The sequence below is a fragment of the Halopseudomonas maritima genome (genome assembly GCF_021545785.1).
GTDB classification, from domain to species: Bacteria; Pseudomonadota; Gammaproteobacteria; order Pseudomonadales; family Pseudomonadaceae; genus Halopseudomonas; species Halopseudomonas maritima.
Genome location: NZ_CP079801.1, coordinates 366,030 through 381,184, shown reverse-complemented (window position 1 = coordinate 381,184; position 15,155 = coordinate 366,030). Strand labels below are relative to the sequence as shown.

Below are 15,155 nucleotides of genomic sequence, written 5' to 3'. Positions count from 1 at the left end.
CTGCAGCGTGGCAAATAATTCTGCGAACTGGTTCAAGCAAGTGGCACAACGTGCCGAGAGCCTGGGTCAGCAGCGTTTGCGCATTGGCGTCACCGGCCTCAGCGGGGCCGGCAAGACGACTTTTATCACCAGTCTGATTAACCAGCTGGAGAACCACAGCAAGGGCCTGTTGGCCCGGCGTGCACCCTTTGACCGGCTCGAGTCGGTACGTTGGCAGCGCGATGATGTGGAGCGCGCCTTTCCCTATCTGGAGTCGCTCGGCGCCTTGTCGGCCCAGCCGGCGCGCTGGCCGGAGTCCACCAGCGACCTGTCGCGGGTGGTGATCGATTTGCGGTTTCGCCCGCAAGGGCTGCTGCGCAAGCTGCAATCAACCCGCCAATTACGTCTGGAAATTCTTGACTACCCCGGCGAATGGCTGCTGGATTTGCCGCTACTGCAGCTGGACTATGGCCAGTGGTGTGAACAGATGCGCCAATGGCTGGAGGCTGAGCCCCGCCGCTCGCTCGCTGGCCCGTTGCGCGACACCCTGATGAACCTGGACCCTGCGGCGCCGGAGGACCCTGCGCTGCTTGCCGAGCTGACCGAGCAGTGGCGGCAGTTTCTGCAGCGCTGTCGCAGCGAGGCGGGCCTGTCGCGCAATCAGCCGGCACGCTTTCTGCAGCCGGGCAGCGATGTCGCGCCGCAGATGCTGCAGTTTGTACCCTTGCTACAGGCCAATCGGCACAGCGCGGGCGAGCAGGGCAGTTGGTGGGCGGTGTGCCAGGCGCGTTTTAATTACTACCGTGATTTCGTAGTGCGTGGCTTTTTCGAGCAGCACTTTCGGCATCTTGATCAGCAGATTTTGCTGGTTGACATGCTGGGGCCCATGGACGCCGGCGAGGCGGCGCTGACCGATCTGCGCGACGCCCTGGAGGCGGTACTCACCAGTTTTGATTACGGCCGTAGCAGCTTGCTTGCCCGCTTGTTTCGCTTTCGGCCGCGTATCGGTCGGCTGGCGTTTTGTGCCACCAAGGTCGATAAGGTCAGCCCCGAACAGCAGCGGGCAGTGCAGCAATGCCTGGAGGACCTGATGGTGGACCGTCTGGCTGACGTGCGGCACGGCGGTGTTGAGGTGCGTGGCCTGCCGCTGTCAGCGATTCGCGCGACGCGGCAGGAGGGCGAGGCGCTGGTGGCAGGCCTGCAGGGGGAGGAGGGCTGGGTGCGTTACCGGCCCGGTGACATTCCTGCGCACCTGCCGCAGTCACTGCAAGTCAGCAGCCCGGACCTGCTGCCGCTGCGTCCGCCGCCAGGACTGCACCGTGCCGAACCGTTCCCGCACTACCGTATGGACGACCTGATTGCCTGGTTGATTGAAGGAGCCGAGCCGTGAGTAGTGACCAGAAGACCCGGATTCTCGATACCTGGCAGAGCGCTACTGAAGACCCGACGCGCCGCACCGAGCTGCTGGGCGCCGCCGATGCCTTGCCCGGCGAGCAACCCCGGGACGTACCTGAGCTGCCGTCTACGCTCAATGCGCCACCGCCGAGTCGGTGGCCACGCCGACTGTGGGGGCTGGGCTTGGGCGTAGCCTTGGGGGGCGCTGCCCTGCAGTGGGGTGAGTGGACCTGGCAGGCCTGGCAATGGCAGCCCCTATGGGGCGCGCTGGTGGGCGCTGTGGGTGTCGCGTTAGCGGGCAGCGGGCTGCTGGCCTGGCGCGATCTGCGGCGCCAGCGCCATCGCCTGAGTGAGCTGGAGCAACTGCGTGGCGAAATGCAGCAGGCGTTGCGTGAGCCCGGCCAGCGGGTAGCAGTGGACTGGCTGGATCGCCTGCAGGGTGTCTACGCGGACAGCCCGCTTGCCCCGCTATTGGCCCGTGCCTGCGCCGATCTGGATGGCTCCCACGACGCGCGTGAGATCAGTCAGCGGCTGAATCTGCAGTTCTATCAGCCGATCGACCAGCGTGCCCGGCAAATCATTCGCCAGGAGTCGGTCAGCACCGGCGTGCTGGTGGCGTCCAGCCCATGGGTTGCGGTCGATCTGCTGCTGGTGGTGTGGCGCAATATTCGTCTGATGCAACGGGTGGCGGTGTGCTACGGACTGCCGATCGGCCGCCTCAGTCGCTGGCGGCTGGCACGGCATGTGTTGCGTAATATCGCCTTGGCGGGCGGCACCGAGGTGGCGGTCAGTGCGCTCAGTGACTCGCTGTTGTCGGGCTTGCTGGAGAAGCTGGCGGCGCGGGTAGGGCAGGGCGTTGGGGTTGGTCTGTACAGCTCGCGGCTGGGGCACTTTACGTTGGACTTGTGTCGCGCGGTGCCGGTAGCCGAGGCGCAGATGCTGGTTGAGGATAACAAGGGCATTATTCGTATGATGAAAGAACGACTGGGGCAACTGAACGATGGGCGCCTATAAGTCGCGACGGCGTTGGCTGGCAGAGCGCTGGCTGGCGGACAAACAAGCGCAACTTGGTGCGCGCTGGAACGCATTGCGTGAGCAGTTGCTGCCGGCCAGCTGGCAGCGGCGCATGCAGCGGGTAGCCGAGCTGAGCGAACAGGAAACCGTGAACTGGCAGCCGCAAGCTGGCTCAAGCAGCGCGGAACTGCTGGTGTGGATAGGGCAATTGCCGGGTTTTCAGCGCCGTTGGCTGGCGGCGTTACTGGATGCTCCCAGCGCGGGGCCAAATACCCTGCTGGAAGCCATCGAACGCGCCCAGCTGGACTGGCGCAGCCAGCTCAACCCCTTGGCAACGCACCGCGAGTACGCGGCTCAATTGGTCATTCTGGCCGCGCAAATGGGTCTGCAGTCCGCCGCCCAGGCCGCTTACTTGGAGAATGAGCAACGTATCTTCAGCGCCCTGGATGAGTTGCTGTTTGCCTCGCTGCCCATGCGCCTGCGGGCTCAGCTGGCCGGTCAGCATGCGGCCGGGCAGGGGTTTTATCTGGTCTGGTGGTACGAGAGGCTGATGGCGCGAGCTGGCGAGCCTGGCTTCGAGTTGTTGAATATTGGCGCGGCAGACTGGCCGGACATGCCGCCGGCCTGGCTTGCCCTGGGTTGGCTATGTGGCTTACGCCTGCAGCATCAGGCGCCCCACTGACGGGATAAGGAGGCGGCAATAGGCTTCTGAGATCGCTTATAATGGCCGGCTTTGTTTGCTTGCCTGGAAAACGACCATGAATTTTGCTGCTCTGCTTGCCGCCTTTGACCAATCCCCTGACCGCAGTCTGACCATTCCGCCAGAGTGGGCCCAGGGCCGCGCCGGTTATGGCGGATTGGTTGCTGCCCTGGTTCTGCGCGGGATGCGGGCTAGTCTCAGCGAGCCGCGACCGGTGCGTTCACTGGCAATTACCTTTGTCGGTCCGGTGCAGCCTGGTGAGCCGCTGCAGGTAGAGGCCGAGATCCTTCGTGAAGGGCGCGCCGTGACCCAGGTGCTGGGCCGTGCGGTGCAAAATGGCCAGACCATGTGCATCGTGCAAGGCAGCTTTGGCGCGGGGCGGCCTTCCAGTGTGGATGTGGCGGCTGAACCGGCGCCCAGCGCGCCTGCGCCTGAGGCATGCCAGCGTGCTCCCTTCGTTGAGGGCGTGCTGCCCAATTTCTTACGTTACTTCGATACCCGCTGGACCTTTGGTGACTACCCCTGCACCAATAGCCGCAAGCGCGAAATGGGCGGCTGGATGCGCTTTGATGAGCAATTTGAGCACTTTGACGAGGTGCATCTGGTGGGGCTCGTCGATGTGTGGCCGCCAGCGGTACTGCCGCACCTGAAAGAGCGGGCACCGGCCAGTTCCCTGACCTGGACCATCGAGTTTGTTCAGCCTCAGCCGCCGGTCGGGGCGGATGGTTGGCTGCTATACAAGGCGAGCATCGAGCACGCACGTGACGGCTACGGCCACTGCTCGGCGATGATCTGGAACCCGGCTGGAGAGCTGGTGGCGATCAGTCGCCAGACGGTTACGGTGTTCGGGTGATCCAGCATCTGACGCTCTGCTGGCAGGGACGGTTGACCGGGTTGCTCGGGAAATTGTGCGAGGGCTGGGTTGAGCGAGAGTTTGTTGATTGCTCGGATGGTGGAGTGTGCACGGAATTTAGTCCCGTTTACGCGGGCGAGTAGCGCAGGGCTGGCGGGAAAAAGAGTCGCAGCATGTCTGAGGAGCGAAGCGACGAGTTCTGCGACTCCCCGTCAGACCGAGCAACGCAGCGAACCCGAAGGGCCGCGTAGTCGGGTGCCCGGGGGGATTGCTAAGGGGGGCTGGGCAAGCAGCCCCCCCCTTGGCTCGCCGGGAAGGCGAAAGGCGGACTTGCTGGCAACGCAATGTGGAGACATATAACGGCTGCCTGTTGTCCACCAGATTGGCTTAGCGCGAGAACGAAAGAGCGCCATCCAGTGGAGAGCCTTCTCTCGCTATTCTTCGCGAACAGCCCTTTACTTCCGCGCCACCAAGGTAGCACGCAATGGCGCCGGGTAGCCTTCAATGGTCTTGCTGCTGTCGGCCGGGTCCAGGAAGGCCGGTAGCGACTGAAAGCGCATCCAGTCGGTGCTGCGCTGCTCATCGACGCTGGTACGGTTCAGGTCCACGCAACGCACGTCGCTATAGCCCGCGCGGCGCAGCATGCGCTCCAGCATAGGGACTGAGGGCAGAAACCAGACGTTGCGCATCTGTGCATACCGGTCTTCGGGTAGCAGGCAGTGGTGCTCGTCGCCTTCGATCACCAAGGTTTCCAGAACCAGCTCGCCGCCGGGGCGCAAGCATGCCTTGAGCTGCAGCAGGTGGTCGACTGGCGAGCGGCGATGATAGAGCACACCCATGGAAAACACGGTGTCGAACGCCGCCGTGGGTTCGGGCAGGTCTTCCAGGGTGAAGGGCAGTTGCCATACCGGCGCCTGCGGTAAATAGCGCTTTACGGCTTCAAACTGATTGAGAAACAACAGGTTCGGATCGACGCCGATCACCAGTTCTGCACCGGCCTGCCACATGCGCCACATGTGGTAACCGTTGCCACAACCAACGTCCAGCACGCGCTTGCCGGTCAGGTCGATGTGCGGCGCCACCCGTTGCCATTTCCAGTCCGAGCGCCACTCGGTATCCACGTGTACGCCAAAGAGATCGAACGGCCCCTTGCGCCAGGGGTGCAGCCCTTGCAGGGCATCGCGCAGTTGGGCACTGGTGCTGGCATCCAGCGGCTCGGCGCTGCGCAGGCTAACGCCCTGGCTGAGGTCGCAGATGACGCCTTCAACCGGCGGCAGGCTGTGCAGGCTCTGCTGCCAGCGCTCCAGGTCTCCGTGGTGCAGTCCTTCCAGGCGGGCCTGCAGGCCTTCGGCCAAGGGAGTGTGCCAATGGGCGAGCGGCGAGCGGACCAGGGTGTCGAGCAGGGGGCTGTAATCAATCACGCGTGGGCAATCATCGAGCAGAAGTTGAGACACTGAAACCAGAGGTGGCTGTGGCTGAAGCCAGCCTCATCCAGGCGTTGCTGATGTACCTCCAGCGGGTCGGGACGCATCACGTTTTCGATAGCCGTGCGCTTTTGGGCAATCTCCAGCTCGCTGTACCCGTTGGCACGCTTGAAAGCGTAATGCAGGGCTTCAAGGCTGTTCTGGGTCTGGCTGTCGGTAAAGGTCAGCTTTTCAGACAGAATCAGCACGCCGCCGGGCAAAAGCGCCTGACGAATGCGCGCCAGCAGCGCGAGCCGCTGGGCTGGCGGCACGAACTGCAGGGTAAAGTTGAGCACCACCAGCGAGCAGGGTTGCAGCTCCAGCTCGGTGATGTCGGCGCAGACCACCTCGGTCGGAATGCGCTCTTCCAGCATGGCGTCCTGCGCCGTCAGGTATTCACGGCAGCGCTCCACCATGGCCTCGGCATTGTCCACAGCCAGGATATGATTGCCCTGCTGTGGCAATTGGCGGCGCATCGACTGGGTGGCTGCCCCCAGTGAGCAGCCAAGGTCATAGATCAGGGTGCCCGGTTGGGCATATTGTCCGGCGATTACCCCGATACTCTCGATAATGGTTGGGTAACCGGGCACGGAACGCTTGATCATGTCCGGGAAAACGCGCGCCACAGCATGGTCAAACGTGAAATCGTTGACCTTGCTAAAGGGGTTGGCGAACAGGTTGTCGACCTCAGACATGTCGAATTTCCGTGTTGCTGGCTGGGGCGCGCATTCTAGCAGGCTTGACAGGATGGCAGGTAGGTTGCTTGACTGACCGGAGAAATGCGCACTGTGTCACATGGCCAAATTATTGGCTTTGCGAGTCTGGGCTGATCTTTTTCACTGTTTTTTTGACTGCAGGGTGGTTTGTGCCATTCGATTTGCGCAAGGCTGGTGGCATAATGCCGACATATGCGGCACCTGCCCCGGACTGCACGGGCTCAACCGCTGATTCTAATAGCAATGGACGCACCGGGTGAAAGAGCTTCAGCTCTGTTACCCACAGGCAAACGAGGAAAGGGTATGGCTGCCAAACGCCAAATAGTTCTTGGGGCCGCTTCGTTAGCGGTACTCTACGCCGGAGTTGCAAATGCGCTGGGCCTCGGGGAGATCCAGTTAAAATCAGCTCTGAACCAGCCATTGAATGCGGTGATTGCCTTGCAAGGGGCAGAAGGCCTGGGGCCGACCGACGTGGTAATCAAACTGGCGGATTCCTCTGCCTTTGATGCGGCTGGTATCGACCGTCCCTATTTCCTGACCGGGTTGCAGTTCACTCCGGTGGTGGAAAATCGGCAGTTGACGGTGCGTGTCAGCTCGACCCAGCCGGTGCGCGAGCCGTACCTGAATTTCCTCGTTGAACTGCGACGCCCAAGTGGCACGCTGCTGCGTGAGTATACGGTGCTGCTTGACCCGCCGCTGTACTCCGAAGCTGCGCCGGTGGCCGTCAATCCGGTAGTCAGCGCACCGCCGCCACGTTCCCGCGTGGCCGCTCGCCCCGCGGAGTCCGCTCCGCGCCCAGAAGCCGCCACATTGCCCGACCTCACGCCGCAGCCAGGTGCTGATAGCTACACCACGGTATCTGGCGACTCGCTGTGGACTATCGCTGAACGTACCCGCCCGACGCCGGTCGTCTCCATTAACCAGACCATGACCGCGATCCATTCCTTGAACCGCGGTGCTTTTGTTAATGGCGATATCGACCGTCTCAAGCTCGGCCAGACCCTGATTCTGCCTACGGCCGAGCAGTTGGGCGGCGGCGCGGGTGATCAGGCTCCCGCCAGCCTTGCTGAGGCTTCCGATGCCGCTGATGGCGATGCCGGAGCGCAGCAGCGCATGGCGTTGCAAAGCAGTCAGGCGAGCACTGGTGAACAGGTTGATGGGGCATCACAGAATGAGGGCCCCTCGGCACTAGAGGTAGCGCAGCACAGTGAAGCCCGTCTGCGCATTGAAGAAGACGACGTGAGCGAAGCAGAAGTTGAATCAGCGCAGTTGCAGAGCCGCCTGACTGACCTGGAGGGCAGATTCAATGCGCTGCTGAGCGAGCTGGATGCCCGCGATCGTCAAATTGCAGCGCTTCAGGCTGAGCTGGAAGTGCTGCGCGCGGCGCGTGAGGCAGAGCAGGAGCAGGCTGCGGCCCTGGCCGGCGCAGCCGGCTCCCTTGGTAGTGGTGGTGGCGGTTCTGATGCTTCCCCCTACGGTAGCGACGATCCGGCCGCTGGGGCCATCGCGGCTGAAATGCCTGCGGCCGCGGAAGAGTCCAAGTCCTCCGGCATGCTGTGGTGGTCTCTGCTGGTTGGTCTGCTGGCGTTTTTGGTGGGTTGGGCGGTATCTCGCCTGCGCGGCAAGCCGCGGCCGTCAGCACCGGCGCCAGGCAGCACTGCGCCGTTATCCGGCCGTGATGCTCCCGTGACCAGCGTCAGCGCTGCGGCTGCCGCCGGCGTTGCCGGCGCCTCCGCCGGTGGGGCGTTTGAAGACAGTGCTGAGGGTGTCGATCTCTACATCACCTACGGTCGCTTTGCTGAGGCGCGAGAGCTGCTGGACAAGACGATTGCCGATGACCCGGATAACCTGGAACTGCGCTTCAAGCAGGCACGTGTGACCGGTGAGCTGGGAGATGCCCAGGGGTTTGCTGAGCAGGCGTCGGCTATTGCGCGTTTGGATGGCGACATGCAGCGTGTTGATCAATTGAAAGCGCGCTACCCGCAACTTGAAACGTCCAGTGGCGCGCCGCTGGACACTGTTGAGGATGTGCTGGCTGACGGTGAGCTGGGCTCCGCCGAGCAGGGTGATGTCCTGGATGCTGGCGACACGCCGATGAACCTCAACGATTTCACCCTGGACCCGGACTGGGATCTGATTGAGGGGCTGACCCCGGCGCCGTCACGCAAGGCTGGTAAAGGGGCAGATGAGGCGATGGACAATGAGCCCTTCGAGAGCAGTTTGCACGAGTTTCCGGAAATTGAGGAGCTGGACGAGCACCACTCGTTCAATCATCTGGAGCGCGAAGATTCCAAGCGCTAAGCGTGCTGGATAAAAAAAAGGCGACCCATGCGGGTCGCCTTTTTTTGTGCCTCAGGTTCAGCTGAAAAGCTGCTTCGCGACGTCCCGGAAGTGCTTGGCAAAGTGCACGGTCATGCCATCTCGCAGGTAGTCAGGCAGTTCCTCAAAGTCGCCCCGGTTGGCCTCTGGCAGAATCAGCTCGTGGATGCCCTGACGACGTGCGGCGATGACCTTTTCACGTATGCCGCCAACGGGCAGCACGTGGCCGGTCAGGGTGATTTCACCGGTCATCGCCAGGCCGCTGCGTGGCGCCTGCTGACGTGCCAGTGAGAGCAATGCGCTGGCAATGGTGATGCCGGCGGAGGGGCCGTCTTTCGGCGTGGCTCCCTCCGGAACGTGCAAATGTACGAACGCCTCGTCGAAGAAACTGCGGTCGGCCTTGTAGATCGCCAGATTCGCGCACAGGTAACTGTAGGCAATTTCTGCCGACTCCTTCATCACATCACCGAGTTGCCCGGTTAGCTTGAAGCCGCGGTTGAGGGTGTGAATACGGGTAGCTTCGACCGGCAGGGTAGCGCCGCCCATCGACGTCCAGGCGAGGCCGGTGATGATGCCCGTGCCCTTGAGCTGCTTCTCGGTACGAAAGGCGGGTGTGCCCAGCAGCGCCTTTAGATCGGCAGGCCTGATGCTGATGCGCTGGTCCGGCTCCTCCAGAAGTTGCACTACCGATTTGCGCACCAACTTGCCGAGCTGTTTCTCCAGGTTGCGTACCCCAGCCTCGCGGGCGTAACCCTCGACGACCTCGCGCAGCGCCTTGTCGGTGATGCGTAGCTGGCTCTTGCGCAGCCCGGCGCGCTCCAGCTGGCGCGGCCAGAGGTGATGCTTGGCGATGGCGAGCTTCTCCTCGGTGATGTAACCGGATAGGCGGATCACGTCCATGCGGTCCAGCAATGGGCCGGGGATGCTGTCGAGCGTGTTGGCGGTGCAGACGAACAGTACCTTCGACAAATCCAGGCGCAGGTCCAGATAGTGGTCGAGAAACTGGCTGTTCTGCTCCGGATCAAGGGTTTCCAGTAGGGCCGAAGCCGGGTCGCCCTGGTGGCTGCTACCGAGCTTGTCGATCTCATCGAGCATGATCACCGGGTTCATCACGCCAACATCCTTGAGCGCTTGCACAAACTTGCCGGGCATGGCGCCGATGTAGGTACGGCGGTGCCCCTTGATTTCTGCCTCATCGCGCATGCCGCCGACGCTGAAGCGATAGAAGGGGCGGTCCAGGCTCTCGGCGATGGAGCGGCCGATGCTGGTCTTGCCAACGCCGGGCGGGCCTACCAGCAGAATGATCGAGCCGGCTACCGAGCCGCGGAAGGCGCCCACCGCCAGAAACTCCAGAATGCGCGCCTTGACGTCATCAAGGCCGTCGTGGTCCCGATTGAGTACCTTGCGTGCATGGGCCAGGTCGATCCGGTCAGGATGGGTAATACCCCAGGGCAGGGCCGTGGCCCAATCCAGGTAGTTGCGGGTGACGGCGTACTCGGGCGAGCCGGTTTCCAGTACCGAGAGCTTGTTCAGCTCCTCGTCGATGCGTTTGCTGACATCGTCGGGCAGTGTTTTGCCGTCCAGCCGTTCGCGAAACTGCTCGATGTCTGCGGTGCGGTCATCCTTGGACAGGCCGAGTTCTTTCTGGATGATTTTCAACTGCTCTTTCAGGAAGAACTCGCGCTGGTGCTCGCTGATGCTGCGGTTGACCTCTGCGGTAATCTCGCCTTGCAGTCGGGCCACCTCGATCTCTTTTTTCAGCAGGCCCAGTACCTTCTCCATGCGGCGCAGAATGCCGACGGTGTCCAGCACATCCTGCAGGGCGTCGCCTTTGGCTGAGGTGAGCGCGGCGGCAAAGTCGGATAGCGGTGACGGGTCGTTCGGGCTGAAGCGATTGAGGTAGTTTTTCAGTTCTTCGCTGTACAGCGGATTGAGCGGCAGCAGCTCCTTGATCGCGTTGATCAGTGCCATGGCATAGGCGCGCACTTCATCGCGCTCATCGGCTGGTGCCTTGGGATACTCCACCTCGACGCGGTACGGCGGTGTGTCGCTCAGCCAGCGGGTAATGCGCACTCGGGTCAGGCCCTGAGCGATAAACTGGATCTTGCCGTTCTCCCGCACGGCATGGTGAATTCTCACCGCGCAACCGGTATCGGGCAGCTGTTGTGGGTCCAGGCGGCCGTCGGCGTCTAGCGGGCCATCGACATAGAACAGCGACAGCGCCTTGTGCTCAGTGCCAGCCACCTGCTCAATGGTCTGATGCCAAGGCTGCTCGTTGACCACCACCGGCATGACCTGGGCAGGAAAGAAGGGGCGGTTGTTGATGGGCAGTAGATGCAATGTCTTGGGCAACTGCTGGTCCGGCACTGCCAGACCGGTGCTATTGGCCTGACTGGAGACCTCTGCGTTGTGTTCTATGTAGTCTGAATCCTGATCGCTCATGGTGTGGCCTTTTCAGTGGTTCATGCTGCAGAGATTGCGGCGGCCGTGAGCGATTTCAATAGCGGCTTTTTTTGAGCGCTTGTGGCAGCATGGGCGTCTGCTTTGATGGATGGCCCTGCATGCGCACACGCATTCTCGATCTGCCGGTTCAAACCGCGACCCACGCCCACCCTGAGCACCAGCTGGTGATCGGGCTGCGTGGCTGTGCGGATTTTGAGGTGCAGGGGCAGGGCGGGGCGGTCAACCGCTTGCACGCCTGTGTGGTGCCCGGTGGGGAGGCGCACGCCTTTTCCGGTCGGGGGCATAACCACATGCTGATCATGGACCTGCCGAGTGCGGCGGCCGGGGCCTTGGGTGGCAATGCTGCGGAGCGGCTGTTCGAGCGGCCGCGTTTTGTCCAGCTGGATCACCAGCTTCAGGGGCTGCTGGACTTTGCCCAGTATGCGGTCGCCACGCCGCAGCTTGAGCAGGACGGTCTCAACTGGCATCTGGGTGGCGTGCTGCTGGCCGCCTTGCAGCGGCGTCTGGGTGTTGATGCGGGCGCGCAGCGAGCGCGCGGCGCGCTCAGCCCAGAGGAGCTGCAGCGCTTAGAAACCTATGTGCTGGCCAATCTGGATCGTCCGCTTAGCGTTGCCTCTTTGGCCGCTCAGGTATGCGTCAGCAGCAGTCATTTTCACGCCCTGTACCGTCAGGCAACCGGCATGACGCCACACCAGCATGTATTGGCCCTGCGGGTGCGCGAGGCCGCCCACTTGCTGCGTGACAGCACGCTGCCGGTTGCCGAGGTGGCCAGTCGCTGCGGCTTCTCCAGTCAAAGTGCGCTGACCCACGCGCTGCGCCGCCAGCTTGGACAGACACCGCGCGCGCTGCGTATTGGCGGCTGATTTCCGAGTTTTTCGCAAAAAGACCAGAGTTTTCTGCAAGATTCCTGCGAGTTCTGCTTCTACAGTCGACGATCGCGCCTGCCGCTCTGGCAGTGGCGAAATTACATCACAACAAAGTGGATGGTTCGTCCTACGCGCCCTGATGGTCTAGGGTTGTAGTAAGGCGAATTCACAGCCCGATGGCTCACTGCAGAGCGCGGGTCGATCCGGGAGCATGCCAGAATGTTTAAAGCCAGCCAGGCGCTGCAGGGTGATTTCCTGCGCAGCCAGCCCAGTGAATTTCTGCACACCGTCAGTGCCAATTACGCCGTTGATGAAGACAGTTACCTGCGCGAGTTGATCGAGCTGGCACAAGCACAGGACCTTGCGGCTCTCTCGCGCAAGGCCAACCAGCTGATCATTGATGTGCGCAAGCGGGACAACGCGGTTGACAGCATTGACGCGCTGCTGCAGCAGTACAGTCTGGATACCCAGGAAGGCATCATGCTGATGTGCCTGGCCGAAGCGCTGCTGCGCGTGCCGGATGCTGACACCGCTGATGCGTTGATCCGTGACAAACTCAATGCCGCCCAGTGGGACCGCCACGTGGGGCAGAGCGAGCACACCCTGGTCAACGCTGCCGCCTGGGGTCTGGTGATGACAGGCAAGGTGGTTAACCTGGATAAGCGCCACGATGGCACGCCGGGCACCGTGCTTGGCCGCCTGGTCAAGCGCAGCGGCGAGCCGGTGATCCGCAGCGCCATGATGCAGGCTATGAAGATCATGGGCCGCCAGTTTGTCCTTGGCCGCACCATCACTGAAGCGTTGAAGAACGGCAAGCCGCAGCGTGACCAGGGTTACACCTATTCCTTCGACATGCTCGGTGAGGCGGCCCTGACGCGCACGGACGCGGCCAAGTATTTTGCCGATTACAGCAAGGCCATCGCTGCGCTGGTCGATGACAAGTACAAGGGCTCAAGCCCCAAGCCCACCATCTCCATCAAATTGTCGGCGCTGCACCCGCATTACGAGGTTGCCCGCGAAGAGCAGGTGATCGAAGAGCTGGGTGAAAGTGTGCTGGAGCTGGTGCGCCAGGCGCGCAAGGGTGATGTGGGTATCACCATCGATGCCGAGGAAGCAGACCGCCTGGAGCTGTCGCTCAAGCTGTTCGAGAAGGTTTATCGCCATCCTGACGTGCAGGGCTGGGGTAACTTTGGTCTGGTTGTTCAGGCTTATTCCAAGCGTGCGCTGCCGGTGCTGTGCTGGCTGACCCTCGTGGCGCGCTCGCAGGGCGATCGCATTCCGGTACGTCTGGTCAAGGGCGCCTACTGGGACTCGGAAATCAAGTGGTCGCAGCAGGCCGGCCTGTCGAACTACCCGGTGTTTACCCGCAAGGAAGCCACCGACGTTTCCTACCTGGCCTGCGCGCGCTTTCTGCTCAGCCCGGTGACTGACGGCCAGATCTACCCGCAGTTCGCGACGCACAATGCGCACACCGTGACCTGCATTCTGGCCATGGCCAATGGCCGCGAATTTGAATTCCAGCGCCTGCACGGCATGGGCGATGCTCTGTATGACACTGTCATCGAGCAGGCCGGCTGTGCTGTGCGCATCTACGCGCCGGTCGGTGCCCACAAGGATCTGCTGCCCTACCTGGTACGTCGATTGCTGGAGAACGGTGCCAACTCGTCCTTCGTGCACAAGCTGGTTGATCCGCGTGTGCCGGTTGAGACGCTGACTGCGCATCCGGTGACCACTCTGCAGCGTCACAGCGTGCTGGCCAACCCGCGTATCCCGTTGCCGCCGGCTATTTACGGTGAAGGGCGTCGTAACTCCCGTGGGGTCAACATGAACGTGCTGTGCGAGTGGCTGCCGTTGAAGGAGCAGCTCGATAGCTGGTGGAACAGCCGCTGGAGCGGCGCGCCGCTGGTTAACGGCAAGCGCCTGAGTGGTGACGTTCGTCCGGTCATGTGCCCGTACCAGCTCTCGCACCAGGTGGGTGAGGTGGTCTGGGCCAGTGCCGAGCAGACCCGCGAGGCTATCGACGGCCTGAGCAGCGCCTTTGTGCGCTGGAATGCCACGCCGGTAGATCAGCGCGCTGCGATCCTGGAGCGCACGGCCGACAAGCTGGAAGAGCACATGCCCGAGCTGATGGCGCTGTGCACGCTGGAGGCGGGCAAGCTGCTGCAGGACGGTATTGATGAGGTGCGCGAGGCGGTGGATTTCTGCCGCTACTACGCGGCGCAGGCCCGTCAGCGCTTTGCCACTATTACCTTGCCGGGGCCAACCGGCGAGAGCAACGAGATTTATCTGCAAGGCCGCGGCGTATTCGCCTGTATCAGCCCGTGGAACTTCCCGCTGGCGATTTTCCTGGGCCAGGTCAGTGCGGCGCTGGTATGCGGTAACACGGTGGTCGCCAAACCGGCCGAGCAAACCAGCCTGGTGGCGGTGCGCTGCGTTGAACTGATGCACGAAGCGGGGCTGCCGGGCGATGTGCTGGCGCTGCTGCCCGGTGACGGCAAGCAGGTGGGTAGTGTGGTTACCTCCGATCCGCGGATAACCGGGGTTGCCTTCACCGGCTCGACCCAGACCGCGCATATCATCAACCGCGCCCTTGCTGCGCGCGACAGTGCCATTGCGCCGATGATTGCCGAGACTGGCGGCCAGAACGCCATGATTGTCGACTCCACCGCGCTACCGGAGCAGGTCGTCAAGGATGTGGTGCACTCCGCGTTCCAGAGTGCGGGTCAGCGCTGCTCTGCCTTGCGCGTACTCTTTGTGCAGGAAGACATCGCCGAGCGCGTTATCGAACTGCTCAAGGGCGCCATGGCTGAGCTGCATGTCGGCGACCCGGCGCGTCGCGATACCGATGTAGGTCCGGTGATTGATGCCGAAGCGCGTGAAGGGTTGCTGGCGCACGTGCGCGAGCTCAAGCAGGCAGGGCGCCTGATTGCCGAGACGCCGATTCCGCCGGGCCTGGATGGTCACTTTATTGCTCCGGTCGCCTTCCGACTGGACAGTATCAACGAATTGACCCAGGAGCATTTTGGGCCGATTCTTCACGTGGTTACCTGGCGTAACCGCGATCTGGACAAGGTCATCGACGACATCAATGCGACCGGCTTTGGTCTGACTCTGGGCGTGCACAGCCGCAATGAAGACACCGCCGAGCACATTGATGCACGGGTTCGCATCGGTAACGTGTATATCAATCGCAACCAGATCGGCGCGGTTGTCGGAGTGCAGCCATTTGGTGGTCAGGGCCTGTCCGGCACCGGTCCCAAGGCGGGCGGCCCGCATTACCTGCTGCGCTTTGTGACCGAACGCACCCGTACTATCAACACCACCGCTGTGGGTGGTAACGCCAGTCTGTTGTCCCTCGGTGATGGGGAGCCTTGAGGCACCGGGAGA

The 15,155-nt window shown here is 62.5% G+C and carries 10 protein-coding genes; 7 read left to right on the top strand and 3 right to left on the bottom strand.

Annotated elements, in window-relative coordinates; genetic code table 11:
• The first annotated feature begins 7 nt into the window (after positions 1 to 7).
• The 4 genes from HV822_RS01680 (at position 8) to HV822_RS01665 (ending at position 3,941) form a co-directional block, all read left to right on the top strand.
• The gene (locus HV822_RS01680) at positions 8 to 1,369 is read left to right on the top strand and encodes a YcjX family protein (RefSeq protein ID WP_238871935.1); all 1,362 of its coding nucleotides are present in this window, start codon (positions 8 to 10) and stop codon (positions 1,367 to 1,369) included.
• Complete coding sequence (locus HV822_RS01675) at positions 1,366 to 2,388, top strand: TIGR01620 family protein (RefSeq protein ID WP_238871934.1); 1,023 nt, start codon at positions 1,366 to 1,368, stop codon at positions 2,386 to 2,388. Before HV822_RS01680 ends, HV822_RS01675 begins: the two co-directional genes overlap by 4 nt.
• Positions 2,375 to 3,070: a hypothetical protein gene (locus HV822_RS01670; RefSeq protein ID WP_238871933.1), complete on the top strand. Its 696-nt coding sequence runs from the start codon at positions 2,375 to 2,377 to the stop codon at positions 3,068 to 3,070. Before HV822_RS01675 ends, HV822_RS01670 begins: the two co-directional genes overlap by 14 nt.
• Positions 3,071 to 3,146: 76 nt before the next feature.
• Entirely contained in the window at positions 3,147 to 3,941 is a 795-nt protein-coding gene (locus tag HV822_RS01665) for an acyl-CoA thioesterase (protein WP_238871932.1), read from the top strand.
• A 455-nt stretch (positions 3,942 to 4,396) separates the two neighbouring features.
• On the opposite strand, the gene cmoB is transcribed toward HV822_RS01665, so the two are convergent.
• Together cmoB and cmoA are read right to left on the bottom strand one after the other, a co-directional pair.
• On the bottom strand, positions 4,397 to 5,362 hold the full coding sequence (gene cmoB, locus HV822_RS01660) for a tRNA 5-methoxyuridine(34)/uridine 5-oxyacetic acid(34) synthase CmoB (protein WP_238871931.1): 966 nt from the start codon (positions 5,360 to 5,362) through the stop codon (positions 4,397 to 4,399).
• Positions 5,359 to 6,099, bottom strand: a complete 741-nt coding sequence (gene cmoA / locus HV822_RS01655) for a carboxy-S-adenosyl-L-methionine synthase CmoA (protein ID WP_238871930.1) — start codon at positions 6,097 to 6,099, stop codon at positions 5,359 to 5,361. Before cmoA ends, cmoB begins: the two co-directional genes overlap by 4 nt.
• Positions 6,100 to 6,312: 213 nt before the next feature.
• On the opposite strand from cmoA, the gene HV822_RS01650 reads away from it, so the two are divergent.
• On the top strand, positions 6,313 to 8,421 hold the full coding sequence (locus HV822_RS01650) for a type IV pilus assembly protein FimV (protein ID WP_449555751.1): 2,109 nt from the start codon (positions 6,313 to 6,315) through the stop codon (positions 8,419 to 8,421).
• A 57-nt stretch (positions 8,422 to 8,478) separates the two neighbouring features.
• Here the strand turns inward: HV822_RS01650 and lon are convergent, their stop codons facing one another.
• A complete protein-coding gene (gene lon / locus HV822_RS01645) occupies positions 8,479 to 10,881 on the bottom strand; it encodes an endopeptidase La (RefSeq protein WP_238871928.1) in 2,403 nt (800 codons plus the stop codon).
• A 119-nt stretch (positions 10,882 to 11,000) separates the two neighbouring features.
• Here lon and HV822_RS01640 point away from each other — a divergent pair, with 119 nt between their 5' ends.
• Positions 11,001 to 11,765, top strand: a complete 765-nt coding sequence (locus HV822_RS01640) for an AraC family transcriptional regulator (RefSeq protein ID WP_238871927.1) — start codon at positions 11,001 to 11,003, stop codon at positions 11,763 to 11,765.
• 222 nt (positions 11,766 to 11,987) lie between these two features.
• Positions 11,988 to 15,143 carry a bifunctional proline dehydrogenase/L-glutamate gamma-semialdehyde dehydrogenase PutA gene (gene putA, locus HV822_RS01635; RefSeq protein ID WP_238871926.1) on the top strand — a complete coding sequence of 1,052 codons (3,156 nt, stop codon included), beginning with the start codon at positions 11,988 to 11,990 and terminating at the stop codon, positions 15,141 to 15,143.
• Positions 15,144 to 15,155 lie beyond the last annotated feature (12 nt).